The sequence below is a fragment of the Trueperaceae bacterium genome (assembly GCA_023954415.1).
In the GTDB taxonomy this organism is placed as follows: Bacteria; Deinococcota; Deinococci; order Deinococcales; family Trueperaceae; genus JAAYYF01.
Map to the genome: position 1 here is coordinate 418,800 of JAMLIB010000001.1, position 23,463 is coordinate 442,262.

The 23,463-nt window shown below is 71.7% G+C and carries 19 protein-coding genes; 5 read left to right on the top strand and 14 right to left on the bottom strand.

Annotation, left to right across the window (positions count from 1 at the left end):
• Positions 1-42 precede the first annotated feature (42 nt).
• Positions 43-975, top strand: coding sequence for a hypothetical protein (locus M9914_01875; GenBank protein ID MCO5172919.1), 933 nt, complete (start codon positions 43-45; stop codon positions 973-975).
• On the opposite strand, the gene pyrF is transcribed toward M9914_01875, so the two are convergent.
• From pyrF to M9914_01890, 3 genes are all read right to left on the bottom strand, one after another.
• Positions 972-1,802, bottom strand: coding sequence for an orotidine-5'-phosphate decarboxylase (pyrF, locus tag M9914_01880; GenBank protein ID MCO5172920.1), 831 nt, complete (start codon positions 1,800-1,802; stop codon positions 972-974). The genes M9914_01875 and pyrF overlap by 4 nt on opposite strands.
• A gap of 101 nt (positions 1,803-1,903) precedes the next feature.
• The gene (secA, locus tag M9914_01885; protein ID MCO5172921.1) at positions 1,904-4,735 is read right to left on the bottom strand and encodes a preprotein translocase subunit SecA; all 2,832 of its coding nucleotides are present in this window, start codon (positions 4,733-4,735) and stop codon (positions 1,904-1,906) included.
• Between the two features lie 340 nt (positions 4,736-5,075).
• On the bottom strand, positions 5,076-5,618 hold the full coding sequence (locus tag M9914_01890) for an RsmD family RNA methyltransferase (GenBank protein MCO5172922.1): 543 nt from the start codon (positions 5,616-5,618) through the stop codon (positions 5,076-5,078).
• 161 nt (positions 5,619-5,779) lie between these two features.
• Here M9914_01890 and M9914_01895 point away from each other — a divergent pair, with 161 nt between their 5' ends.
• A complete protein-coding gene (locus M9914_01895) occupies positions 5,780-6,670 on the top strand; it encodes a hypothetical protein (GenBank protein MCO5172923.1) in 891 nt (296 codons plus the stop codon).
• A gap of 43 nt (positions 6,671-6,713) precedes the next feature.
• Here M9914_01895 and M9914_01900 read toward each other — a convergent pair whose 3' ends face one another.
• From M9914_01900 to M9914_01910, 3 genes are all read right to left on the bottom strand, one after another.
• A complete protein-coding gene (locus M9914_01900; protein ID MCO5172924.1) occupies positions 6,714-7,220 on the bottom strand; it encodes an HNH endonuclease in 507 nt (168 codons plus the stop codon).
• Positions 7,221-7,402: 182 nt separating this feature from the next.
• On the bottom strand, positions 7,403-8,602 hold the full coding sequence (locus tag M9914_01905; GenBank protein MCO5172925.1) for a D-alanine--D-alanine ligase: 1,200 nt from the start codon (positions 8,600-8,602) through the stop codon (positions 7,403-7,405).
• Between the two features lie 110 nt (positions 8,603-8,712).
• Positions 8,713-9,504: an enoyl-CoA hydratase/isomerase family protein gene (locus tag M9914_01910; protein MCO5172926.1), complete on the bottom strand. Its 792-nt coding sequence runs from the start codon at positions 9,502-9,504 to the stop codon at positions 8,713-8,715.
• 78 nt (positions 9,505-9,582) lie between these two features.
• On the opposite strand from M9914_01910, the gene M9914_01915 reads away from it, so the two are divergent.
• Positions 9,583-10,485 (top strand): LEA type 2 family protein, encoded by a 903-nt coding sequence (locus M9914_01915; protein MCO5172927.1) that lies wholly within the window; start codon positions 9,583-9,585, stop codon positions 10,483-10,485.
• Positions 10,486-10,609: 124 nt separating this feature from the next.
• Here M9914_01915 and M9914_01920 read toward each other — a convergent pair whose 3' ends face one another.
• The 8 genes from M9914_01920 to M9914_01955 are packed head-to-tail and all read right to left on the bottom strand — an operon-like array spanning position 10,610 to position 21,581.
• The gene (locus tag M9914_01920; GenBank protein ID MCO5172928.1) at positions 10,610-12,838 is read right to left on the bottom strand and encodes an MMPL family transporter; all 2,229 of its coding nucleotides are present in this window, start codon (positions 12,836-12,838) and stop codon (positions 10,610-10,612) included.
• Positions 12,839-12,848: 10 nt separating this feature from the next.
• Positions 12,849-13,586, bottom strand: coding sequence for an ABC transporter ATP-binding protein (locus M9914_01925; GenBank protein ID MCO5172929.1), 738 nt, complete (start codon positions 13,584-13,586; stop codon positions 12,849-12,851).
• A complete protein-coding gene (locus M9914_01930) occupies positions 13,579-16,185 on the bottom strand; it encodes an FtsX-like permease family protein (protein ID MCO5172930.1) in 2,607 nt (868 codons plus the stop codon). The genes M9914_01925 and M9914_01930 overlap by 8 nt, the downstream gene beginning before the upstream one ends.
• A complete protein-coding gene (locus M9914_01935) occupies positions 16,182-17,414 on the bottom strand; it encodes a glycosyltransferase (protein ID MCO5172931.1) in 1,233 nt (410 codons plus the stop codon). Before M9914_01935 ends, M9914_01930 begins: the two co-directional genes overlap by 4 nt.
• Positions 17,411-18,469, bottom strand: a complete 1,059-nt coding sequence (locus M9914_01940) for an NAD-dependent epimerase/dehydratase family protein (GenBank protein MCO5172932.1) — start codon at positions 18,467-18,469, stop codon at positions 17,411-17,413. Before M9914_01940 ends, M9914_01935 begins: the two co-directional genes overlap by 4 nt.
• Before the next feature lie 25 nt (positions 18,470-18,494).
• The gene (locus tag M9914_01945; protein MCO5172933.1) at positions 18,495-19,244 is read right to left on the bottom strand and encodes a CPBP family intramembrane metalloprotease; all 750 of its coding nucleotides are present in this window, start codon (positions 19,242-19,244) and stop codon (positions 18,495-18,497) included.
• On the bottom strand, positions 19,241-20,350 hold the full coding sequence (locus M9914_01950; protein ID MCO5172934.1) for a hypothetical protein: 1,110 nt from the start codon (positions 20,348-20,350) through the stop codon (positions 19,241-19,243). Before M9914_01950 ends, M9914_01945 begins: the two co-directional genes overlap by 4 nt.
• Positions 20,351-20,357: 7 nt before the next feature.
• Positions 20,358-21,581, bottom strand: a complete 1,224-nt coding sequence (locus M9914_01955) for a pyridoxal phosphate-dependent aminotransferase family protein (protein ID MCO5172935.1) — start codon at positions 21,579-21,581, stop codon at positions 20,358-20,360.
• A gap of 363 nt (positions 21,582-21,944) precedes the next feature.
• Here M9914_01955 and M9914_01960 point away from each other — a divergent pair, with 363 nt between their 5' ends.
• Positions 21,945-22,445 carry a GNAT family N-acetyltransferase gene (locus M9914_01960; protein MCO5172936.1) on the top strand — a complete coding sequence of 167 codons (501 nt, stop codon included), beginning with the start codon at positions 21,945-21,947 and terminating at the stop codon, positions 22,443-22,445.
• A gap of 28 nt (positions 22,446-22,473) precedes the next feature.
• A complete protein-coding gene (locus tag M9914_01965; GenBank protein MCO5172937.1) occupies positions 22,474-23,397 on the top strand; it encodes a quinate 5-dehydrogenase in 924 nt (307 codons plus the stop codon).
• Positions 23,398-23,463: the final 66 nt, after the last annotated feature.

Genomic DNA, 23,463 nt, shown 5'->3' on the forward strand with positions numbered 1-23,463 from the left:
GGCCTCTCACCACCTCCACGCATGGGCCGGTACACTCGACCCATGCGTTCTCGTTTCCCGTGGGCGGTCCTGGCCCTGGCGACCCTCGTCTTGCCGCTGGCCACCGCGGCGTTCGCCCAGATCTGTCAGGCCGAGTTGGCCGCCGACTTCGACGGGGCCTCGCTGAGCCGGCCCCCCACGGGCCTCGACGCCGCCGTGGCGTTGCGCCGCGCCGTCGAGCTCGTCGAGCCTGCGCTGCCGCCCTTGCAGTACGACGAGCCGGTGCCGGTGGACCCCGGCTCCCCCGGCTACGGGAGCGTCAAGTACCTCGTCGAGCGCGAGCTGCTGCCCCGGAGTTGGGCGGAAGGCGAGCTGACGGGCGAGACCTGGGCGGCCATGCTTGGCGGCTTCCTCGCCTGGTACGAGGTGTCCCCCGGCCGGTACGACGCCCCCGCCGACGTCGCCGAGCTGCTCGCCGACATGGGCGAGGCGCTCGCCCGCGTGTCAAGGGCGATCAGGCCGGCCGCGCTGCTGGCTACGGACCAGTCCGACGGTCGCCGCACGTCGTTCTGGGCGATCATCTGGAACTGGACGGTCTACCCACGCCTGCTCGTGGTGCGCCCGGACCCGGATGCCGGCACGCGCCCCAACGACGCGCTCGCCGCGCTCTCCAACTGCGCCGTGCGCGTCTCAGCCTACATCTCGGCGCCGGAGGAGACGGCCAAGAGCTTGTTCATCACGCACAACAGCTCGCGCATGTACGTCGTCGCGAGCCAACCGGGCAAGAACGGCTTCTGGCCTTACGCCGTCGCCCCCGGTGAGGAGCTGTCCGCGTTCGCGTTCGACCTCCCCGACCTGAGCGGGGTGCGGGTGTACGCGGCGGTCTTCGACGGCCCGGAGGTAGGCTTCGGGACGCTCCTCGGCCTGCTGTGGCGGGTGCGCACCAACGTAGCCCCGACCGCGTTGATGGGCTACCTGAGCACGCCGAGCCGTTAGCTCCTGGCCGCCAGCGCCTCTTCCAGGTCTCCGCGCATGCTCGCGGCGGCGGAGCGTGCCGCGGCGCCGACCTCCCTCAGGGTCGCGGCCGAGGCCGCTCCGGCGGGGTACGTGATGCTCCTGGCCGCGTTGACGACGGCGCCCCAGCCGTTGGCGTCGAAAGCGTGGGTGGCATCGGCGGCGCTCCCGCCCTGGGCCCCGTAACCGGGAACGAGGAACAGGCTCGCTGGCAGCTTGCCGCGCAGCTCCGAGCTCGCGGCCGGCTGGGTGGCTCCGACGACGGCGCCGAGCGAGGTGTAACCCCACGCATCGCGCGGCAGGGCCGCGGCGCGCTCGTTCAGCGCGTTCGCCAACCGGAGGTAGAGCGGCTCGCCCGCGGCGGAGGGCGCTTCCTGGAGGTCGGCGCTGCCGGGGTTGGACGTGCGCACGAGCACGAAGAGGCCGCGCCCATGCTTCTGCGCGGCCGCGATGAACGGCTCGAGCGTGTCTAGGCCCAGGTACGGGTTGACGGTCAGGGCGTCCGCCGCCAGGTCGCCTTCGGTCAGGTAGGCGTTCGCGTAGGCCTCGGCGGTCGAGCCGATGTCGCCGCGCTTGGCGTCAAGGATCACGGGGAGGTCGAGGCTGCGCGCGTGGTGCATGACGGTGGCGAGCGCCTCGAGCCCGGGCAGCCCGAGCGCCTCGAAGAACGCCGACTGCGGCTTGCAGCACGCCACGAGGTCATGCGCCGCGTCGAGCACGGCTACGAGGTAGTCGGCGACGGCCTTCGCCGTCTCGCGGGCGCCGGCCTTGCCCGCTGTCAGCGGATGGGCGTCCGGGCGCGGGTCCAAGCCGAGGCAGACGACGGAGCGCGCCGCCGCGGCCCGGGCGTGGAGGTGCTCGCTGAACGTGTCGACGCGCCGGGGCGCCGCCAGGGTGGCGGAGGAGGCGTTCAGGCGTGCGCCTCCTGATCGCGCCCGTGGCAGTGCTTGTACTTCTTGCCGCTACCGCAGGGGCAGGGGTCGTTGCGGCCGACCTTGTCCTCCACGCGGATGGGCGACGTGGGCCCGGAGCCGCGCGCCGGCCCCGCCGCGCGTTGCGGGCCGCCCGCGGCCGCAGCGGTCATGCCGCCCGACTCGGCCTGGCTGTACTGGACCGGTGCCTGCCGCTGCTGGCGCCGCTCCAGGCGCTGATCGACGTTCACCTGGACGCGGAAGAGGAGCTTGGCGACGTTGAGGCGGATGTTGGCGTTCATCTCCTCGAAGAGGTTGTAACCCTCGAACGCGTACTCCTGGAGGGGGTTGCGCTGCCCGTAGCCGCGCAGACCGATGCCCTGGCGCAGCACGTCCATGTTGTGGAGGTGCTCCTTCCAGTGCTGGTCGACGACCTGGAGGACGATGAAGCGCTCGAGCTCGCGCAGCAGCGGCGCGCCGAGCTCGGCCTCGCGCGCCTGGTACGCCGTCTCCATCTGCTCGACGAGCTCGTCCGTGACCTCGTCGGGCTGCTTGCCCCGGTACTTCTCGAAGTCCATGCCCTCGAAGACGGGCACGGCATCGGCGACCGACGTGCGGAGCGCCGTCACGTCCTGCTCCTCGTGCTCGAGCTGCGGGTTCAGGTAGCGCTGGACCTGGGCGTCGACGTAGTTGGCGATCATCTCCTGCACGTCGTCGGACATGTCGTTGCCGAGTAGGACCTCGCGGCGCTGGGCGTAGATGACCTCGCGCTGCTTGCTCATGACGTTGTCGTACTCGAGGAGCTGCTTGCGGATGCCGAAGTTGCGGTCCTCGACACGCTTCTGGGCGCGCTCGATGGCGCCGGTCACCATGCGGGCCTCGATGGGCTGCGAGTCGTCCATGCCGAGGCGGTCCATCATGCCGAGCACGCGCTCGTTGGCGAAGAGGCGCATGAGGTCGTCCTCGAACGACACGTAGAAGCGGCTCGAGCCCGGGTCGCCCTGGCGGCCGGCGCGGCCGCGGAGCTGGTTGTCGATGCGGCGCGACTCGTGGCGCTCGGTGCCGATGATGTGCAGCCCGCCAAGGCCGACGACCCTCACGTGGTCGGCGTCGGCCTCGTCGCGCAGGCTCTCGAGGCGGGGGAGGATGTCGGGGCTCAGGCCGTCGAGCTTCGCCAGGGCGGCGCGGGCCTCGTCGGGCTTGCGCATCATGATGGCCTTGATGAAGAGCTCCGTGTCGGAGTCGTAGCGGTCGAAGCCCTCGCGCTCGAGCAGCTGACGAGCGAGCCACTCGGCGTTGCCGCCCAGCACGATGTCGGTGCCGCGGCCGGCCATGTTCGTGCTGATGGTGACGGCGCCCGACCTGCCGGCCTGGGCCACGATCTCGGCCTCGCGGCCGTGGTACTTGGCGTTGAGGACCTCGTGCTGGATGCCGCGGCGCTTGAGGAGCTTGGAGAGCCGCTCGGAGGCGTCGATCGTCACGGTGCCGACGAGGATGGGCTGGCCCGTGGCGTGCACGGCCGCGATCTCCTCGACGACGTTCGCGAACTTGCCCTCCTCCGTGCGGAAGACGATGTCCTCCTCGTCCTTGCGGATCACGGGCTTGTTCGTCGGGATGACCAGGACGTCCGTCGAGTAGATCTCCTGGAACTCCTTCTCTTCCGTCTTGGCGGTGCCCGTCATGCCGGCGATCTTGCCGTAGAGCTTGAAGAAGTTCTGGTAAGTGATGGTGGCGAGCGTCTGGTTCTCGCGCTCGATCTTCACGCCTTCCTTGGCCTCGATGGCCTGGTGCAGGCCCTCGCCGAAGCGCCGCCCCGGCATGAGGCGGCCGGTGAACTCGTCGACGATCACGATCTGGCCGTTGTCGTCCTTCACGTACTCCTGGTCGAGCTGGTAATGCTCGGCCGCGCGCAGCGCCTGGCGCAGCATGTGGCCGATCTCCATGTTCTCCGGGCTGAAGATGTTGTCGATGCCGATGAGCTTCTCGGCCTTCGTGATGCCGGCCTCCGTGAGGTGGATGTCCTTCGACTTGGCGTCGGCGGAGTAGTCGCCGGTCGCGGGCTTGTCGCCCTCGGCGGGCTCGCCCTTCTCGAGCTGCGTGGCGATCTTGGCCATCGTGTAGTACTTGTCGGTGGCGAGCTCGGCGGGCCCGGAGATGATGAGGGGCGTGCGCGCCTCGTCGATGAGGATGGAGTCGACCTCGTCGATGATGGCGTAGTTGAGGGGCGTGTCCTCGCGCAGCACGAGCTGGTCGGGGCGGAACGCCATGTTGTCGCGCAGGTAGTCGAAGCCCAACTCGGAGTTGGTGATGTAGGTGACGTCGTTGCGGTAGGCCTCGCGCCGCTTGGCGCCGTCCGTGTCGTGCTGGATGACGCCGACCTTGAGGCCGAGGCCGCGGTAGACCGGACCCATCCACTCGGCGCCGGTCCTGGCCAGGTAGTCGTTGGTGGTGACGAGGTGAGTGCCCTTGCCCGAGAGCGCGTTGAGCGCCAAGGCGAGGGTGGCGACGAGCGTCTTGCCCTCGCCCGTCTTCATCTCCGCGATGCGCCCGGCATGCAGGGCGGCGCCGCCGATGAACTGGACGTCGTAATGCCTGAGGCCGAGGTAGCGCTTCGCCGACTCCCGCGTGAGGGCGAAGGCTTCCGGCAGGAGCGCGTCGAGGCTCTCGCCGCCCTCCAGGTGCCGGCGGCGCAGGGCGGCGTAGGCCTCGGCCAGGTTCTCGATGGCCTCCGTCTTGGCCTCCAGCGCGCTGGCCGCGTTGACGGCCTCCGCCTGGAAGCGCCTGACCTCGCGGTCGTTGTTGTCGAACAGTTTCTGAACGAATCCGAGCATCTCGTCAAGGACCTTTCCGCGCAGGCGCCTGGACGCTCACCTTGGGGGAGCCCAGGGGTGCTTACCGCCTGGCGCGCTTCGAAGCCAACGGCTGCTGGCCGGCGCGCCCGCTGCGGAGTCAACAGGGCACTCTAGCACGCGACCCGGCGCGTCCCTTGCAGCATGTGGAACGTCAACGAGCGGCTTCGAGCCGGTCGGTGCCGAGGGGCCGCGGCCGACCGTCGGGGCGCGCCCAGGTGTCGCGGCGCCTCGGGCGCAACGGCGCCCAGCCGCAACGGTGCCCCAGCCGCAACGGTGCCTCGGGCGCAACGGCGCCCCCGGGGGCGCCGCGTCTACGGCCTCAAGCCGGCACTCTGACGAGCGTCAGCGTGTTGGTGCCGTACTGCTTCCGCCGCACGTCCGCGCCCGCGAGGGGGGCGGGGAGCGTTGGCGAGGCCATCTCGCTCGGGTGTTGGAACACGTACAGGCCGCTCGGGCCGACGGCGCCGGAGGCCAGGAGCGCCGCGAAGATCGTCAGCAGGTCGTCAGGGTACGGGGGGGCGGCGACGAGGACGTCGAACTCGCCCGGGTGGGCCTGCGCGTACGCCACCGCGTCGCCGACGAGCACCTCGACTCCCAGCCCGAGATCCCGGGCGTTGTCGCGGATGACGGCCGCCGCCGAGCGTGACAGGTCGACACAGACGGCGTCCCACCCTCGGCTCGCCGCCTCGAGGCCCATGGCGCCGCTGCCCGCGTAGAGGTCCAGGAACCGTCCGCGGGGCTCGAAGGCGATGATGTCGAAGAGCGCCTCGCGCAGGCGCGACGGGCTGGGCCGCGTCCCGCGCGGCGGCACCTTCAGCACCCTGCCTTTCGCGCTGCCTGCCAGTATGCGCGGGCTAGCCATGCCCACGAGCATAACCGCGCCGGCGGGCCGGCCGCGCCCGTGACCTTGAGCCGCCTCACGGCCTGGCCGGACCCTCGGGCCACGGACCCGTTCGTTGGTCGCCTCACCGGCGACAGGCCCGTCTGTGACGCTGGCGGCGAGGCACGCTAGACTGGGTCCTCGTGATTCGCAACCTCGAGCCCGACGAACTCGTGTGGTTCATGGGCCGCGCCCTCGCTTTCGTGGGGCACGCCGATCCGCACGGGCTCGCCGTGCGCCTCAACGCGCGCCTGAAGGACCCGGTGGCCGACGCCGCGCGCTGCTACGTCAACTCCCGGCCCGGCTCGGAGCCGAGCGCCGGCTTGTTCGTCGAGGTGCGCGCCAAGGGGGCCGGCGCGCGTACGGCGACCATCACGAGCGTGTGGCATGCCGGCGACCCGGCGGCGCTCGTGGCGCTGATCGAGCACGTGATCGGCCGCGAGGCGCCGGAGGCGGTGACGGTGCCACTCCACCTGCTCGGCTCCGCCACGGCGCGCGCCCTCGAGGACCTGCTCGCGCCGCTCGGCTTCGAGCGCGACGAGGTGCGCCGCATGCGCTTCGAGCTCACGGAGGTCCCGCCCCTCGGGCGGCCGCTCGTCCTCGAGGCTTGGCAGCCCGACAGCGAGGCGGGCTTCCGTGAGCTGTTCGAGGCGTGCGAGGGCGGGCGCGTCGGCGACGCCAGGTGGTCGTACATGAAGCGCCAGGCCGGGGCGTTCCAGCCGGACCTCTGGTTCGTGGCGCGTGACGGGCTCGACCAGGACCCGGTCGGCTACGCGTTCACCGGCGCCACGAGTCAGGAGCTCGACGCGAGCTACGAGCTGACGGCCGTCGGAGTGCTCAGGAGCCACCGGGGCGACAGCGAGATGCTCAGGCGGCTGGTGGTCAGCACCTTGCGCGAGCTGGCGGGGAGGAGCCCGGTCGGTAACGTGCACACGACCCAGGGCTCGGCCGACCCCAAGCTCGGCGTCATCCTCGCCTCGCTCGGCTTCACGGCCTTGGAGAAGACGCCGCTGTTGGTGCGGTTGCCGCGCTGATCGCCCGCCCCACGCCCACGGCGGGGCATGGCTCGGGGGTGCGTCAGGGCCTCCCGCGATGAGCGGGCAGGTAGCGCTCCCAGATCGGGTCTATGTCGGGCATGACCCCGTAGGCGCTCGAGAACATGAAGCGCGGCGCGTACGGCTTGCGCAGCAGGCGCAGCCCAGCCTCCTCGGGCGTCCGGTCGCGCTTCTTGGCGTTGCAGGCCTTGCAGCAGGCCACGACGTTCTCCCAGGTCGTCCCGCCGCCCCGGCTCCGCGGCATCACGTGGTCGAGCGTCAGGTCGAACGTATGGCGTGAGCAGTACTGGCAGGTGTGGTCGTCGCGGCGGAAGACGTTCTTGCGGTTGAACGCCACGCGCTGCCTGAACGGTCCGCGCACGAAGCGGTGCAGCTTGACCACGCTAGGCACGGGGAAGAGGGCGTTGGGGGAGCGCAGGAAGTAGCCGGAGTCCTCGACCCGCTCGACCACGTCGTGCATCAGGAGCGTCACCGCGCGCTTCACGGAGCAGACGTGCAGGGGTTCGAAAGAGGCGTTCAGGATGAGCACCCGCGCCCCGTTCAGGTTCTCGAGTGGGCGAACCGCACCCTCGGACGCTTCGGCTCGCGGCTCGCGAGCCTCGGTGGCCGGTGCCGTTACGGTGGTACTGGTGTCGGCTTCGGTAGCGGTCCGGCCTCCATCGTGCAGCGTTGCGCGAGAGTATAGCAGGTGCCGGCTGGCCGGCGCGCCGGCTAACCGGGTTCGAGGGCCAGGGTCAATAGGCGCCCCACGAGCTCGGGGAAGGCGACGCCGGCCTGCGCCCAGAGCCGCGGGTACATGCTGTGCGGCGTGAAGCCCGGCATGGTGTTGATCTCGTTGAGGAGCAGCGCGCCGCTGTCCGGCAGGTAGAAGAAGTCGACGCGCGCCAACCCCCTGGCGTCGATGGCCGTGAAGGCGCGCAGCGCCGCCTCCCGGCAGGCCGCCGCCACCGCCTCCGGAACGTCCGCCGGCACGCAGAGCTCGGCGAGCCCGTCGGAGTACTTGGCCTCGTAGTCGTAGAACGCGCTCGCGTACTTGACCTCGCCGACGGGGCTGGCAGCCGGGGCATCGTTGCCGAGGACCGCGACCTCCAGCTCGCGCGCGCCGACGGCGGCGGCCTCCACGATCACGCGGCGGTCGTGCGCCAGCGCCGTCGCCAAGGCCTCCTCCAGGCCGGCCGCGTCCGCCACCCTGGAGATGCCGATGCTCGAGCCGAGGTTGGCCGGCTTGACGAACAGCGGATACCCGAGGCGCCCGAGGCGGGCGCGGACCTCCTCCGGCGCCGTCCGCCAGCCGCGGCTCGTGACGGGCTCGTAGGCGACCTGTGGGAGGCCGTGGGCGGCGAACGCCGCCTTCATCGCCAGCTTGTCCATCCCGACCGCGCTGGCGAGGACGCCGGAGCCGACGTAGGGGATGCCCATCACGTCGAGGAGCCCCTGGACGCGGCCGTCCTCGCCGTAAGGACCGTGGAGGAGGGGGAAGACGACGTCGAAGCCCCGCAACGTCGCCTGCAGGTTGGCCTGCAGGTTCGCCTGCAGGTTCGCCTGCAGGTTCGCCTGCAGGTTCGCCTGTGGGCTCGTTCTCGGGTCGTCTCGTTCGTCCGCCTGCGAATCATGCGGTTGGTGCGTCTGCAGGTCGCCCCGTGGGCCATCATGCGCGTCGCCCCACCGGTCCGCCCGCGCGTCGCCCGATCGGGTTTCGGCGGCGGGCTCGGTCGGCGCCTGCCCCGGCGCGAGGGCGAGCGCCCGCCGCGACGCGGCTGGCCCGAGCAGACTGCCGTCCTTGCCGATCACGATTGGGGTGACGGGCAGCTCTGCGGCGGCCGCCATGACCGCCCGGGCGGACGCGAGCGACACCTCGTGCTCCGCGGAGCGACCGCCGCAGAGGAGCAGCACGCGCGGCGTACCCGTCATGCGCGCGAGCCCAGGATCGTGTGTAAGTTACACATGCTTAGTAGCGTACTGCGTCGCCTCATGCGAAGCAAGGTGTTGCTGAGCGTGGAGGCGACGCGAGGGTCGGGCGCTCACGCTCGCCAGCGTGGCTCGCGCCGCTCTAGGAAGGCGCGCACTCCCTCGGCGAGCTCCTCGCCCGTCCTGGCCGCGACGTTGATGGCGACGGCCAGCCGCAGCCCCTCCTCGAGGGGACGGCCCGGCGCCTCGAGGAGCAGCCGCTTCGTGAGCGCGAGCGAGCCGGGCGCGTTGCGGGCGAGCTCCGCCGCCTTGGCGCACGCCGACTCGAGGACCTCGTCGTCGGCGACCACGGTGTTGACGATGCCCATGCGCTCGGCCTCCTCGGCCCCGACGAGGCGCGCACTGAGGAGCAGGTCGCGGGCGTGCTTCTCGCCCACCTGGCGCACGAGCAGCACGCCGACGAGCGCGGCCACGAAGCCGATGCGCGCTTCCGTGTAGCCGAGCGTAGCGCCCCGCCCCATCACCGCGAGGTCGCAGGCGCTCACGAGCCCGGCCCCGCCGGCCACCGCGGGGCCGTTGACGGCCGCGATCACCGGCTTCGCGAGGGTGAGCAGCCGTAGGTAGAGCTCTGCCAACTCCTCGGAGTCGCGCCTATGCTTCGCCTCGTCGTACGCGAGGGTGCCCTCCAACTCGGCCAGGTCGAGGCCGGCGCAGAACGCCTTGCCCGCTCCCGTCAGCACGACCGCTCGCACGGCTGCGTCGCTCTCCGCCCACGCCAGGGCGGCGGTGAGGTCGGTTCGCAAGGCGCGCGAGAGCGCGTTCCGGCGCTCCGGGCGGTCGAGGGTGAGCACCGCCACCGCGTCGCGCACCTCGCGCGCCACGGTCGACGGCTCGGGGGCGGTCATGCCGGATGATACCGGTAGCGGCCGACCTGCGAACTAACCGACTGCGCGCTGCTCGCGGCGCCGGGTACGCTGGGCAGCGTGAAGGCCCGCTCTTTCGCCACGCTCCTCGCTGCCGTGTTGGCCGGCGCCGCGCTGCTCGCGGCCTGCGCCCCGGGCGCCGCCGTCCTCTCACCGCCGACGTTCAAGCTGAACGCCGCCGATTCTGGCTTCGTCCGCATCGACCCTCCCGGCGTGGGTGACGGCTCCGCGCTCTTCCGCCTGGCGCTCACCGTCGAGAACCCGAACCCGGTCGGCGTGCGCCTCGCCGGCCTCGACGGCGACCTGTACCTGAGGGATGCGCGGGCGGCGGCCTCCTCGTTCCGTGGAGGCATCGATCTCCCTGCCCGCGCCAGCGCGCCGCTCGTGCTCGACGTCAAGGTGCCCCTCGGCGCCGCCCCGGCCCTGCTCGACGTGATCGCCAACTTCGTCGCCGGCAACCCCGTCCAGTACCGCTTCGACGCTGCCGTCACCATCGACGTCCTCGGCGCCCCGCAACGGTTCCCGACCTTCACCGTGGCTCGGGGCGAGCTGTCCAGGCCGGCCGGCCTGGCGGCGCCGCAGTTGGCCCTCACGGGCTCGGAGCTGCGCTTCGAGGCGATCGACCGGGTGAGGCTGAGCTTGCGAGGCGAGTTGACGAACCCCGGCCTCATCGGCTACCTCGCCGAGGTGCCGCAGGCCACGCTCTCCGTGGGCGGCGCGACGGCCGCTACCGTCGCGCTCGCGCCCGTCCAGGTGCCGGGCGGTGGCACCGTGCCCGTAGCCATCGAGTTCACGTTCGCCCCCCTCACGCTCGGCGCGGCCATCGCGGCGCAGGTCCAGGCCGCCTCGGTGGGCGTGGGCGGGCTCAGCCTACAAGTGAACGGCGCGTGGCGCCTCGACGCGCCCGGCATAGCGACCACGACCTTGGGCGCGACCACCATCCTGCGCGACGCGTTGCGTTAACGACGCAGTGCGCGACGCTCGAGCGCGCCGGCGCCCGACGTGACGCGGCGAGCGCGCCGGCCGCCGCCGCGCGTCGCGGCCGACGGCCCGCCCGGCGTCCGCGGCTCTGCGCGACCGGGGCGGTTCACTCGTGCTCGCCAGAGCGGCGCGCTCCGAAGCGCGGCAGCCACCAGTTCGACCTGCCCGCCAGCGTCATCACCGACGGGACGAGGGCGAGCCTGACGAGCGTCGCGTCGAGGATCACCGCCACGCTCAGGCCGAGCCCCAGGGTGCGGATCAGCTCGACGTGCGAGAAGATGAGCAGGGCGAACACCGTCACCATGACGGCGGCGGCGCTCGTGATGACGCCGCCAGTAGTCGAGATGGCGGTGGCGACCGCGTCGTGGTCCGACATGCCCCGTTCGTGCGCCTCGTGGATGCGCGCCACCATGAAGACCTCGTAGTCCATGCTCAGCCCGAAGACGATGGCGAAGATGAACAGCGGGGCGGACGTGTCGACGTAGCCCAGGACCTCGCCCAGCCCGAACAGGCGGTAGAGGATCCCGTCCTGGTGGACGAGCGTCATGACCCCGAACGCGGCGCAGACGGTGAGGGCGTTGAGCAGCACGGCCTTGATGGGGATGAGGAGCGACTTGAAGGCCATGCCGAGGAGGAACGCCGTGGTGAGGGCCACGAGCGCGAGCGCGAGCGGGAAGTAGGCGTACAGCGCGTGCGTCCACTCGGTCCCCTGCACGTACACCCCGCCGATCGCGCCTCGCAGGCCCAGCTCGGAGAGTGCGGCCTCGATCCCCTCGTAGACCTGCGCCCCCTGCGCCGGCGTGAGCGCCCCGACGGGAACGAGCTTGGCGAGGGCGTAGCGGCCGTCGCCCGACACCGTCGCCCGGGCGAGCGGCGCGATCTCGCTCGCCAGCGCGAGCTCGGCGGTCGCGTAGTACTGGTAGAGGAAGAGCTTCGGGATGCTCTCGAGCGCCATGGGCGACGAGACGCCGGCCACGTGCTCGAGCTCGCGCAGCCGCTGCGTGAGGAGCGAGACCTTGCGCACGTTCTCGGGCCGGTAGAAGCCCTCCGGGCCGAAGTCGACGACGACGTCGAACGGGTTCAGCAGTCCCTCGAGCCCGAGCCCCTCGAGCGCGTTCAGGGTGCGCCGGGCGTCGGTGCTCGATGTCAGGCCGCGGGCGCCCGGGTCGGCCACCTGCATCCTGAGCCCCGGTAGCGAGAGGCCGACGAGCACCAGCACGCCCGTCACGAACCAGAAGCGCGGACGCCGCATGATGCGCGTGGCCTGGCCCCGCCAGAACGCGCGGCTGCGCAGCCCGGGCTCGCGCTTCGTCACGCGCAGCCAGTTCACGCGGTGCCCGAGGAGCGCGAGCGTGGCGGGCACCGCCGTGATCGCGACGAGGACGCTGACGAACAGCACGACCATGGCCCCGACCCCGATGGAGCGGATGAACGCGACGGGCGGCACGAGGAGCGCCATGAGCCCGACTATCACGGTGAGGCCGCTGAACGCCACGGCCTTGCCGGCCGTCTCGGCCGTGCGCGCGGCGGCCTTGCGCGCGTCGAACGTGCTGCGCAACTCCTCCCTGAAGCGGTTGACGATGAGCAGCGCGTAGTCGATGCCGGTCGCCAGCCCGAGCATCGTGACGATGGTCTCGGTGAACACGGCGAACTCGATCTGCTGGCCTACGAAGTACAGCAGGCCCAACGACGTGACGATCGTCGTGACGGCGCTGAGGAGCGGCAGCACGGACGCCACGACCGCCCCGAACGCCACCACGAGGATGAGGAGGGAGATGGGCAGGCCGAACACCTCGGCCCGGCGGGCGTCGCGCTCGCTCACCTGCTCGAGCTCGACGACGGTCGCCGGGCCGCCGGAGAGGTCGAAGCGCAGCGCCCCGACGCTGTCGAGGGCAGCGCGCACGGCCTCGGTGACGCGCTTGCCCTCGGTCAGGCCGGAGGCGTCGAGTCCGACGAGGAGCACCGAGAGGTCGTTCGCCTCGTCGAGCAGGTCGAGGCCGCTCGCGGTGCGGTAGTCGCGCACGGAGGTCGTTCCCGGGATGCGCAGGAGGCGCGTCTTCACGTCGTCGAGGGCCTCGGCGTACTCGGGGCTTCCCGCCCTCACGCTCACGCCGTGCGCGACGGCCACGAGCGTCACTTCCTCGCCGCCCTGGAACGCCGTGGCGAGCAGGGTCTGGACCGCGGCCGCGGTGCCATCGCGGGGTGCCTCCGGCTGCGCGTTCAACACGTCGCCGACCCGCGAGGCGAACGGCAGCGACACGGCGCTCACCACGAACCACGCGCCCAACACCCAACGTGGGTAACGAGCTACGAGTCCGGCGAGTGCCCTGAACATGTCCGGACGCTCAGCTGGCCAGGAACATGTCGATCGCTTGACGGACCTCGGTGCCCTTGGCGCTCACGTCCCCGGCCACGCGGCCGTCGCGCAAGAAGACGATGCGGTCCGCGACCGTGGCGGCGGCCGGGTCGTGCGTGACCATCACGACGGTCCAGCCGGACTCGTCCACCCCGCGCCGGAGGAGGGCGAGGACCTCGGCGCCGGTCTTCGTGTCGAGGTTGCCGGTCGGCTCGTCGGCCAGGACCACGGCCGGGTCGTTGATGAGCGCGCGCGCGAGGGCGACCCGCTGACGTTGACCGCCGGACAGCTGCCGTGGCCGGTGGTCGAGGCGGTCCTCGATGCCGAGCAGGGCGGTGAGGCCGGGGAGCTTGGCGCGGGCCTCGGCGAGGCGCCCCGCCACCTCGGCGGGGAGGAGGATGTTCTCCCGGGCGCTCAAGGACGGGATGAGCTCGAACGACTGGAAGATGAAGCCCAGGTGGTCGCGGCGCATGGCCGTCAGCTCGTCGTCGGATAGCCCGGCCGTCTTCCGCCCCGCCACCTCCACCGCGCCGGAGTCGGGTTGGTCGAGGAGTCCGAGCATGTGCAGCAGCGTGGTCTTGCCGCTCCCGCTCGGGCCCATGACGGCCACGAACTCGCCGACGGCGACCTCGAGGGTGACCCCTGCCAGCGCCGGGATGGTCTCGTCGCCCAGGTGGTAGGTCTTGCGCAGGTCGCGGGCCGAGATCGAGAAGGGTCGTTCAGACATGCTCACTCCAGGAGGCGAAGGCTTTCGTCGGTGCCATGCGGGCCGCCCGCCGGGCAGGGAAGAGCGACGCGACGAGCCCGACGACCGGCGACGCCAGCAGGGCAAGCAGCACCAGGTGCCACGGCAGCCGCGTCTGCAGCACGAAGCCCGTCAGGGCGCCCGCGCCGTTCGTGATCACGTTGGCGAGGAGCAGGCCGAAGCCGACGCCGATCACGGCGCCGATGGCCGTCACGATCACGCCTTCCGCCGTCACGAGCGCCCGCACCCCGCCCCGCGTCAAGCCGATGGTGCGCAGCACGGCGATCTCGTGGCCCTTGTTGACGAGGTTCATGCCCAACGTGTTGGCTACGCCGAGCGCCGCCACGAGCACGGCGATGGCGAGGAGGATGCGCGTCGTGGCGAACGCCTGGCTCGTAACGGCGAGGATGTGCTGGCGGTAGTCGGCGTTGAGGGTGACGTCGAGGGCCAGCTCCGGGAAGGCCGCGATGAGCCGTTCGCGTACCGCCGCCTGCGTGTCGCCCGGGAGGACGGTGACGATGTAGAGGTTGGGGTTGCCGCCCCCGAACCGCTCGATGCTCCCGATGCTGCCGATGACGGCCTCGCCCCCGCCCGTGAAGTCGACGACCACGCCGCCCACCGGGAACGCCTCGAAGCCGTCCGAGGTCCGCAGCTCCACGCTGTCGCCGCGCCCGATGCCGTAGCGGTCGCGCATGGTGTTGGCCACTAGCATCTGGCCGGCGACGAGCGCGCGGTAGCCCGCCTCGTCGTCGCCCTGACCGGGCAGGTACTGGAAGCGCCCGAAGCCGCCCCGCGGGTTGAAGCGCTCGGGGTCCACGAGCACGAGCGCGACGGAGCGCCCGCGACTGTCGGCCGCCGGTCCTTGACCAGCGCTCGCCGGCCCTTGGTCATCGGCCAGCTCCCTGAACCGCACGGCCGTGATCTTGACGCCGCTCACGACGTCGACGCCGGGTACCGCGCCGGCCCGCGCGCCGAAGTCGTCCGGGAACGTGACGGGGGTCGTCACGAACAGGTCGCCGACGACGGTCGTGTCGATCCAGTCCGAGATGGCGCGGTTGGTGCTCGCCACCATGCTCCCGACGCCGATCACGAGGCCCGTGCCGACCACGACGGTGCCGATCGCCACGCCGTTGCGACCGGCGTTGCGCTGGGCCGCGTCCGCGCCGAGCCGGCCCGGGGCGCCGAGGAGCCTGGTAAGCGGGCCCCTCGCCATGCGGCTGACGGTCGGCAGCAGGGCGGGCGCGGTGAGCGAGACGCCTACGAAGAAGAGCCCGAGCGCCGCGGTAGTGGCGTAGAGGGCGGCGGTGCCGGGCCACGGCAGGAGGGCCGCGACCACGCCGAGCCCGGTCGCGAGCAGGCCGAGCGACAGCGTGCTCCGCGCCACGGGGCCGGCGGTCGCCTGGAGCGAGGCTATCGGCGACGCCTTGCCCGCGTTCAGCGCGGGGACGACGCCGGCCACGAGCGCCGCCGCCACGCCGAGGACGCTCGCCACCACCACGTTCTTGACGGGGATCACGAGCGTCCTGAACTCGTAACCGAGGGTGGCGGCGTTCACGTACGTCATGAGGTAGGAGAGCGCGATGCCGAGCAGGACGCCGGCCACTACGCCAAGGCCGGCGAGCACCACCGCCTCGTAGACGGCGAGCCGCCTGATGCCGCCGCGCGTCATGCAGATGGTGCGTAGTAGCGCGTACTCGCCGCCCCGTTCGACCACGGTCGCCATGAGGCTGTTGTAGGCGAGGAACGCGCCGAGGGCGAGGAGCGTGGCGGCCAGTACGCTCAGCCCCGACTGCAACGTCTGGACGATGCCGAACGTGAAGTCACCGGTCGTGGCTGGCAGGGTGACGGTGTAGTCGTCCCCGACGACGGCGGCGAGCCTGAGCCTCGTGGCGTCGACCTGGTCGGCGCTGACGGCCTCAACCTCCAGGTTCGAGACGCGCCCTTCCAGGCGGAGCACACGTTGGAGGTCGGCCAGGTGCATGATGCCCACGCGGCCCCCGTTGGTGCTCGCTACCCCGACGGCGTCGTCCAGGAGCCCGGTCACGGTGAGCTCTGCTGGCCCGCCCGAGGTGGTGAACGCCACGGAGTCGCCGACCGCGATCCCCCGCGAGCGCGCGAAGCCGTCCGCGATGGCGATGCCGAGCGACCCGGGGGCGGGCAGCGTGCCGCCGTCGAGGCTCGCTGGCAGGTCGTCAGGGTGTTCCGTGAGGCGGCCCTGGATCTGGAAGCCGCTGTCGATGCCCGGGATGACCGAACGGTCCACGACGCGCTCCGACCGGACCGGTTCCGCGCGCGTCTGGAGCACGGGGTAGGCGGTCCTGACGCCTGCCGTTGCCCTGACGGCGGCGAGGAGCGGTTCCTCATCGAAGACCGCCCGGCCTCCCGGACCGGGCGTAACGACGAGGTCGGCCTTGCCGGCCGCCGCTTGTAGCGCGCTGCGCAGGTTCGCCTCGACGTTGGCCCCGACGGAGAGGGTCGTGAGCACCGCGGCGATGCCGAGTCCGATGCCAAGGGTGGTGGCGAGTGCGCGCCAGGGGTGTCTGAAGAGGTTGCGCAGCGCCATGCGCCAGAGCGTACTCACGTGGGCCAGTGTACTGGTACGGCCCGGCGGTCTCGAGCGGCGGCGAGGGTCGCCTTGCTCACGCTCTCGAAGCGGCCCAGTGCGGTCGAGTCCGCGGGGGGGAGCGTCTCGCCGCGCGCCAGCGCGCCGATGAGCGCGGCTGAGCGCGACGTCATGCCCGGGAAGTCGAGGGCGGCGGCCGTGCGAGCCGCCTCGGCGAGGCGCTCCGGGGCGTCGTGCCAGGTCGCCGCCGCCAGGCCTACCTCGCCGACCTTCGTCAAGCCGCCGAGCCCATGCGCTTCGAGGAACCGCACCACCGCCAGCTCGTTCAGGCCGGCGTAGGCCGTCACGAGAACGGGCCTGCCGACGGCCAACGCCTCCATCGTGCTGGCCGGCCCGGCCTTGCCAACGACGATGTCGGCTGCGGCAAGGAGCGTGGCCATCCTGTCCGTGAAGCCGAACACCGTTAGGCCCGTGCGCGCCTCGCTCAAGGCCTCCAGCCGCGACCGCAACTCAACGTTCCGCCCGGCCACGGCCAGCACGGCCACGCCGCTCGCGAGCAGGCGCTCCACCATGGCCACCGCCTCGCCCGCGACGCCCTCCGCCCCCAACGACAGTAGGCAGGTGAAGCCCGGGGCGAGGCCGAGCTCGGCGCGCGCGGCGCCGCGCGCGCTCGGATGGAGGAAGGCCTGCCTGACCGGATAGCCCACGACCCGCAGCCTGTCCTCGTGCACGCCCAGGCGCGCGAGGTCGGCCGCCGCCGCCAGGCTGGGTGCCAGCACCAGCTCCGAACGTGGCTCCGACCACAGCGCGCTGGCGTCGAACGGCTCGGTCGCGAAGACGACGACGGGCGTCCGGAGCCCGTACCGGCGGCGCGCCGCTGCGAAGACCGTCGCGAGCCAGCCGTGGTTCGCGACCACGAGGTCCGGGGCGAGCTCGTTCAGCTCCTTGGCGATGCTTCTCGCGAACGAGTCGAGGAGCGCGCCCTGCGAGGCGCGCGTCACGGCGGGCGTCAGGTCCATGACCTTCTGCCCCCACCTGACGAGCCGCGGTTGGGCGAGCAGGGCCTTCCACTGCGCTTTGTGGCGCCGGTCGAGCCCGGCGGCGCCGAACTCGGCCATGACGTCGCTTACGCGGGTCTCGAACTCGCCCGCGTGGTCGGCGTGCAGCGCCTCGGAGAGGGCCGTCGCCGTGGCGACGTGCCCGCCGCCGGCCGCGATGGTGGCGAAGAAGACGCTGCGTCGCCTCACCGCTTGTGTCCCGCTTGGCCGGGGCGTTGGCGTTTGCCGCCGCTCGGCGCCGCGCCCGGCGCGGCGCCGAGGGCGCCTCCCAAGGCGGCGACGCTCCTGGCGATACCCTCGCGCCAGGTGTAGCGCGGCGCGTACCCGAGCTCCTCCACGGCGTGGCGCAAGGAGAAGTGGACGTCGTTCAGCATCAGCCCGGCCCGGTAGCTGGTCACGGGCGGCTCGGTGCGTGGGAAGAGGGTCGACCAGGTCGCCTCGACGCCCGTGGCGAGCGCGCGCGTCGGCCTACCCGGGAGCCGCAGGCGAGGAGAGCCTCCGCCGACGGCCTCCGCGATGGCGTCGAAGAGCTCCCGCCAGCTCGGCATGCCGTTGTCGGCGAGCACGTACACGTGGCGGGCGGCGGCGGGGGCGTGGAGGGCGAGCACCACCCCCTGGGCGAAGTTGGGCGCGTAGGCCGTGTTGATGACCGTGGCGCCGCGGCGCACGAGCGGCAGCGTGCCGGTCAGGATGGCGTTGGCTACCCTCCCGAACGTGGCGTCGCGCTCGCCGAACGGCCAGAGGCCCGGGCGCACGACGACGCCCTCGAGCCGCTTCTCGCCGAGCACGAGGTCCTCGGCGAGGATCTTCGAGTAGGCGTAGGCGTTGCGCACGTTGTCGCGCGGCTGCGTGCGGGGGTCGGCGTTCCTGAACCCCGAGTAGCGGTGGACCGCGACGCTCGACACGAACACGAAGCGCGAGCACCGCGCGCCTGCCGCCTCGTGCAGCAGCGCCCTCGTGCCGACCACGTTGGTGCGGTAGAAGGCGTCCCACGGACCCCAGTCGGCCACGCGGGCGGCGGCGTGGACGACGGCGTCGACGCCCTCGCAGACCCCGCGCACACTCGCCTCGTCGGTGAGGTCGGCTCGCGTCACCTCGAGGCGCTCGTCGCCCATGAGGTGGGCGAGGTTGGCGTCCGAGCCCCAGGGGGTGACGAGAGCGCGAACGGCGTCCCCGTTGGCGAGCAGGGCCTCGCTGACGTGACTCCCCAGGAAGCCGTGGGCTCCGGTGACGAGTACCTTCATCGCCTCGACGGTATCAGGTAGCGGGTCAGTTGAGCAGGTGTCCGGCGCGCGCGAGGACCGCCACGTCGAGCGAGAGGCCTATGACCAGGTGCAGCAGGGCGGGGTAGAGGACGGACCGCGAGCGCACGGCCAGCACCGCGAAGAGGAGCGAGGCGGGGGCGGCCGCAAGCACCTCGACGACGGGCTTGCCGAGGTGCACGAGCGTCGCCATCACGACGCTCAACCACACGGCCGCCGCCGGCGAGGCCGCGCGCGTGGCGACGTCGAGCACGAAGCCCCGATAGAAGGCCTCGAACGAGAGGTAGTAGCAGGCGTAGGCGACGAGCCAGATGGCCATGGTGGCGAGGCTGCGGCCCGCCCACGGACCTGGCCAGGGGTAGGTGGTCGCTAGGCCGGGGTCGGAGCTCGCGAACGCCATCAGCACCGCGGCGCCGACGGCGAGCGGGACCGCGGCGGCGAGCCCGAAGCGCCAGTCGCCGAGGCGCAGCCCGGCCCACTCGAGGCGGCCTATCAGCGCGCGGTAGAGGACGGCGGGGACGGCCAGGAGGAGCACGACGGACCAAGCGACGCTGCTCAGGGCCGTCACCGGGTCCTGCGGCGCGAGGCGCAGGAGGGTAGGCCCCGGGGTGGCCAGGTACCAGAAGGCGGCCTGGAGACCGAGCGAGGCGAACAGCAAGAACCAGTACTTGGCGCGCTCCCCGCGCGGCGCCAGCTCGCCGAGGTCGGCCAGCACGAGCCGCAGGGCGCCGCCACGGCCGGTCCCGGGGCCGCTCACAACTCCTTCTGCACCAGCCGGTACGTCTTGTAGCGCTTCCCTCCGACCGCCTCGATGGCCCGGTTGATGGCGTGGTTGTCCTCCAGGGTCCAGCCGCACTCGCCCTCTTCGATGCCGACCGCCTTGGAGCGACGCACGACCTCGTCGATGAGCACCAGGTCGAAGCCGCGGTTGCGGTGCTCGGGCAGCACGCCGAGGATCATGAGCCGGGCGCGGTTCACGATCCGCTTGCGCCGGAGCAGCGGGAGGATCCCGGTGATGAGACGACCGTCGAAACGCGCCAGGACCTGGTTGAGGTCCGGGACGGCGATGCACACGGCGACCGGCTCGCCCTTGTACTCGAGGAACAGCGCCATCTCCGGATCGACGATCATCTTGAGGTCGTTGGCCAGGTGTTCGATCTCGGAGTTCGTGAAGGGGACGTTGCCCCAGTTCTTCTCCCAGGCCGCGTGGTGGATGCGCTGGAGGACCTTCACTTCCTGGTGGATGCGCTTCATGTCGGCCGTCCTGATCACCGGCCGGTACCGCTCGCGCGCCCGGTCGACGAGGCGCTTGACGCGCTCGGGGACCCGGCCCTCGTTGACGAGGTGGAAGGCGTACAGGTCCTTGACCTTGGCGTAGCCGGCGGCCGTCGCCCAGGCGAGGTACTTGGCGGGGCTCTGCGGCATCATCACGTAGGGCAGCTCGTCGAAGGCGTCGAGCTGGAAGCCGGCGCCGTCGTTCATCGTCGGGTTGACCGGCCCGCGCAGCGCGCGCCTGCCCAAGCTACGCGCCTCCGCCTCCACCGCGGCGAACAGCGCCGCGGCCACCGCCTCGTTCTCGGCCTCGAAGAAGCCGAAGAAGGCGAGGTCGTCCTCCGGGTGGGTCTCGTTGTGGAGGTCGTCGTCGAGCAGCGCGATGCGGCCGACGACCTTGCCGCCTTCGCGCGCCAGGTAGAGGGTGGCGCGCGCGTGCTCGAAGAACGGGTTCTTCTTGGGGTCGAGGAGCTCGAACTGGGAGACACGCAGCGGCGCCACCCACGTGGGGTCCGACGCGTACTTCCGGTAGGGGTAGAGGACGAACTCCTTGAACGCTCGGCGACCGCTGACGCGCTCGACGTTGACCATGCGCGCTCTAGATGACGCCGAAACGCCTGCCGACCTCCGCGAATGCGTGCAGGAGGCGGTCGAGGTGCTCGGGCTCGTGGTTGGCGTTGACGCTCGTGCGGATGATGGACCTGCCAGGGGCCACGCCTGGTGGCAGGGCGGGCGTCGTGAAGACGCCTAGTTCCCAGAGCGCCTTCCAGAACGCCATGGCGAGCTCGTCCGGCCCGATCAGGACGGGCACGATCGGGGTCTGCGACCCGAGGGTGTCGAACCCGAGCGCGTTCATGCCGTCCCGCAGGTGCTTCACGTTGCGCCAGAGCTTGTCGAGGTGCTCCGGTTCCGACTCGATGATGTCGAGGGCCTCGAGGGCGGCGGCCATCTGCATGGCCGGCAGGGCCGCGGTGAAGATGAAGGGCCTGGCATGGTGCTTGACGTAGTTCACCACCGCGCGGTCGCCGGCCATGAAGCCGCCCACGCTGGCGAACGACTTGGAGAAGGTGCCGACGATGACATCGACCTCGTGCTCGAGCCCGAAATGCTCGCCCGTGCCGCGGCCGTGCTTGCCGAGGACGCCGCTGGCGTGGGCGTCGTCGACGATAAGGCGCGCACCGTAACGCTTCTTCAGCCTCACGATGCCCGGCAGGTCGGCGATATGGCCGCTCATCGAGAACACGCCGTCCGTGACGATGATCCTGCCGCCCGGCTTGCCGGCGTCCGCCTCGAGCATGCGCTCCAGGTCGGCCAGGTCGCCGTGCTCGTACTTGCGCAAAGTAGCGTAGGAGAGGCGCGCGGCGTCGTAGAGCGAGGCGTGGTTCTCCCGGTCGTAGTAGAGGATGTCGTGCCTGCCGGCGAGCGCGGAGACGACGGAGAGGCAGCCGAGGAAGCCGGCACTGAACGTCAGGACGGCTTCGCGCTGGAAGAAGAGGGCGAGGCGGCGCTCGAGCTCCTCGTGCAGCGTCAGGGTGCCCGTCAGGAAGCGCGAGCCCGTGCAGCTCGTGCCGAAGTCGTCTAGGGCGCGCCTGGCCGCCTCCTTGAGGCGCGGGTCCTGGGTCAGCCCCAGGTAGTCGTTCGAGCCCGTGATGACCATCTCCCGGCCCGCGACCGTGACCGTGCCGCCGTGCTGCGAGGCGATGGCCTTGAAGTACGGGTGCATGCCCATGCTCACGGCCTCGTCCGCCCTGCGGAACTGGAGGGCCTTCGTGAACGCGTCCTGCGCCTTGGCTACCGGCGCCCTGTCACTTCCGCTGGGCATGACCTCTGACAAAATCTCCTCCATTTTGCTTCTCGCTTCGGCCGATCCTAGCACCCCTGGGGATAGCAGGCTAGCCACGCGGGCGCGCGCGACGGCCGGGGCCTCCAGCGCGGCCCGCCCACCCCGCTTGCGTGCCGGGTCGCGCCGCTCGCGCGCCGCCCACGCCGACCGGGCTCGGACGACGGCGGGAAGGCGGCGCCAGCCGATGTGAGAGGCGCGACACGACGGCGGACGGGGCCGCGCTGATAGAATCCCCTGGTGCCCCGACGCGGCGACGCGCATCACGTTCGGCGCTTCGGACAGCGGCGTGACGACAGCGCTCTGACCCAAGAGGTGACCGGCTTGCTTCCGACTCTCTCCCCGGTGCGTACGCGCGCCGCCTCGGCCGCCGACGCGGCCACCATCCAGGAGCTGTACCAGGCGACCCCGGGCTACTTCGAGGTCATCTCGATCCCGGTGCCTACCGTCGACGAGGTCCGCACCGACCTTGCCACCGCCTCGAACGACCCACGCCGGCACGTCGAGATCGTGCTCGTCGAGCCCGAGAGCGCAGGCGCGGGGGCGGGCATCGACCCCGTTACGGGAGCGGCCGTGGTCGGCTACCTCGACTACAAGCTCGACTACCCGGAGGCGGGGGACGCCACCGTCAACCTGATGCTCGTGCGAGGCGACATGCAGAGTCACGGCATCGGTCGCGCATGCGCCCTCGACCTGGAAGGGCGCCTCAAGGGGCGCAGCCGGCGGCTGCTCGCGAGCATCTACGGGGAGAACCCGCGCGCCAAGGCGTTCTGGGAGAGCCTCGGTTACCGCTTCGCCATCGACGCCCGCCCGCTCCTCGAGTGGTACGCGAAGCGGCTAGCGTGAGCCGGTGTCCCGTCGTGAGGATGGTCCTATGAGCGACCGGGTCCTCGACGTCGTGAGCGTTTCGCTCGGCTCGGTGAAGCGCGACACGGACCAGGAGGTCGAGGTGCTCGGCAGGCGCGTGCGCCTCAGGCGCGTCGGCACGGGCGGCGATCTCGCGGCGGCGCGCGCCATGATCGCGGAGCTCGACGGCAAGGTCGACGCCATCGGGCTGGGCGGCATCGACCTCTACTTCGCCGTCAAGGACAAGCGCTACTACGTGCGCGACGCGTTGCGCCTGGCGCGCGCCGCCACGCTCACGCCCGTGGTCTGCGGCGCCGGCCTCAAGAACACGTTGGAGCGTATGAGCATCAGGGCGCTCGCCTCTACGCTCGCCTGGCCCGGCAGGCGCGTCCTGATGGTGTCCGCCGTCGACCGCTTCGGCATGGCCGAGGAGCTGGCGCGCCAGGGCGCGGACGTCTTCTACGGCGACGTCGTGTTCGCGCTCGGCCTGCCCGTGCCCGTCCGCACGCTAGGGGGTCTGGTGCGCCTCGCCAACGTGCTGGCGCCCATCGTCGTGCAGGTGCCCTTCAAGTGGCTGTACCCGACCGGGAGCGCTCAGGAGAAGGAGCCGGACGAGCGCAAGTTCGCCCGCTATTACGACTGGGCCGAGGTCCTGGCCGGCGACTGGCACTTCATCAAGCGTTATGCCCCGGCCTCGCTCGCCGGCAAGGTCGTGCTGACGAACACGACGACCTCCGATGACGTGGAGTTCCTCCGGCTCAGGGGGGCGAGCAAGCTGATCACGACCACGCCGCGCTTCGGTGGACGGAGCGTCGGCACGAACCTGCTCGAGGCGACCTTCGTCGCCATGGAGGGCGCCAAGGGCGAGCTGACGCCGGAGCGCTACGCCGAGCTCGTCACGGCCGCCCGCCTCGAGCCGACCGTCATCGACCTGCGGGCCGGGGCGGGCTAGGCCGTCGCCCCGGGGGCCTGGGCGGCCTAGCGGACCCGGCGGTCGCTAGGCCCTTACGGCCCGGGT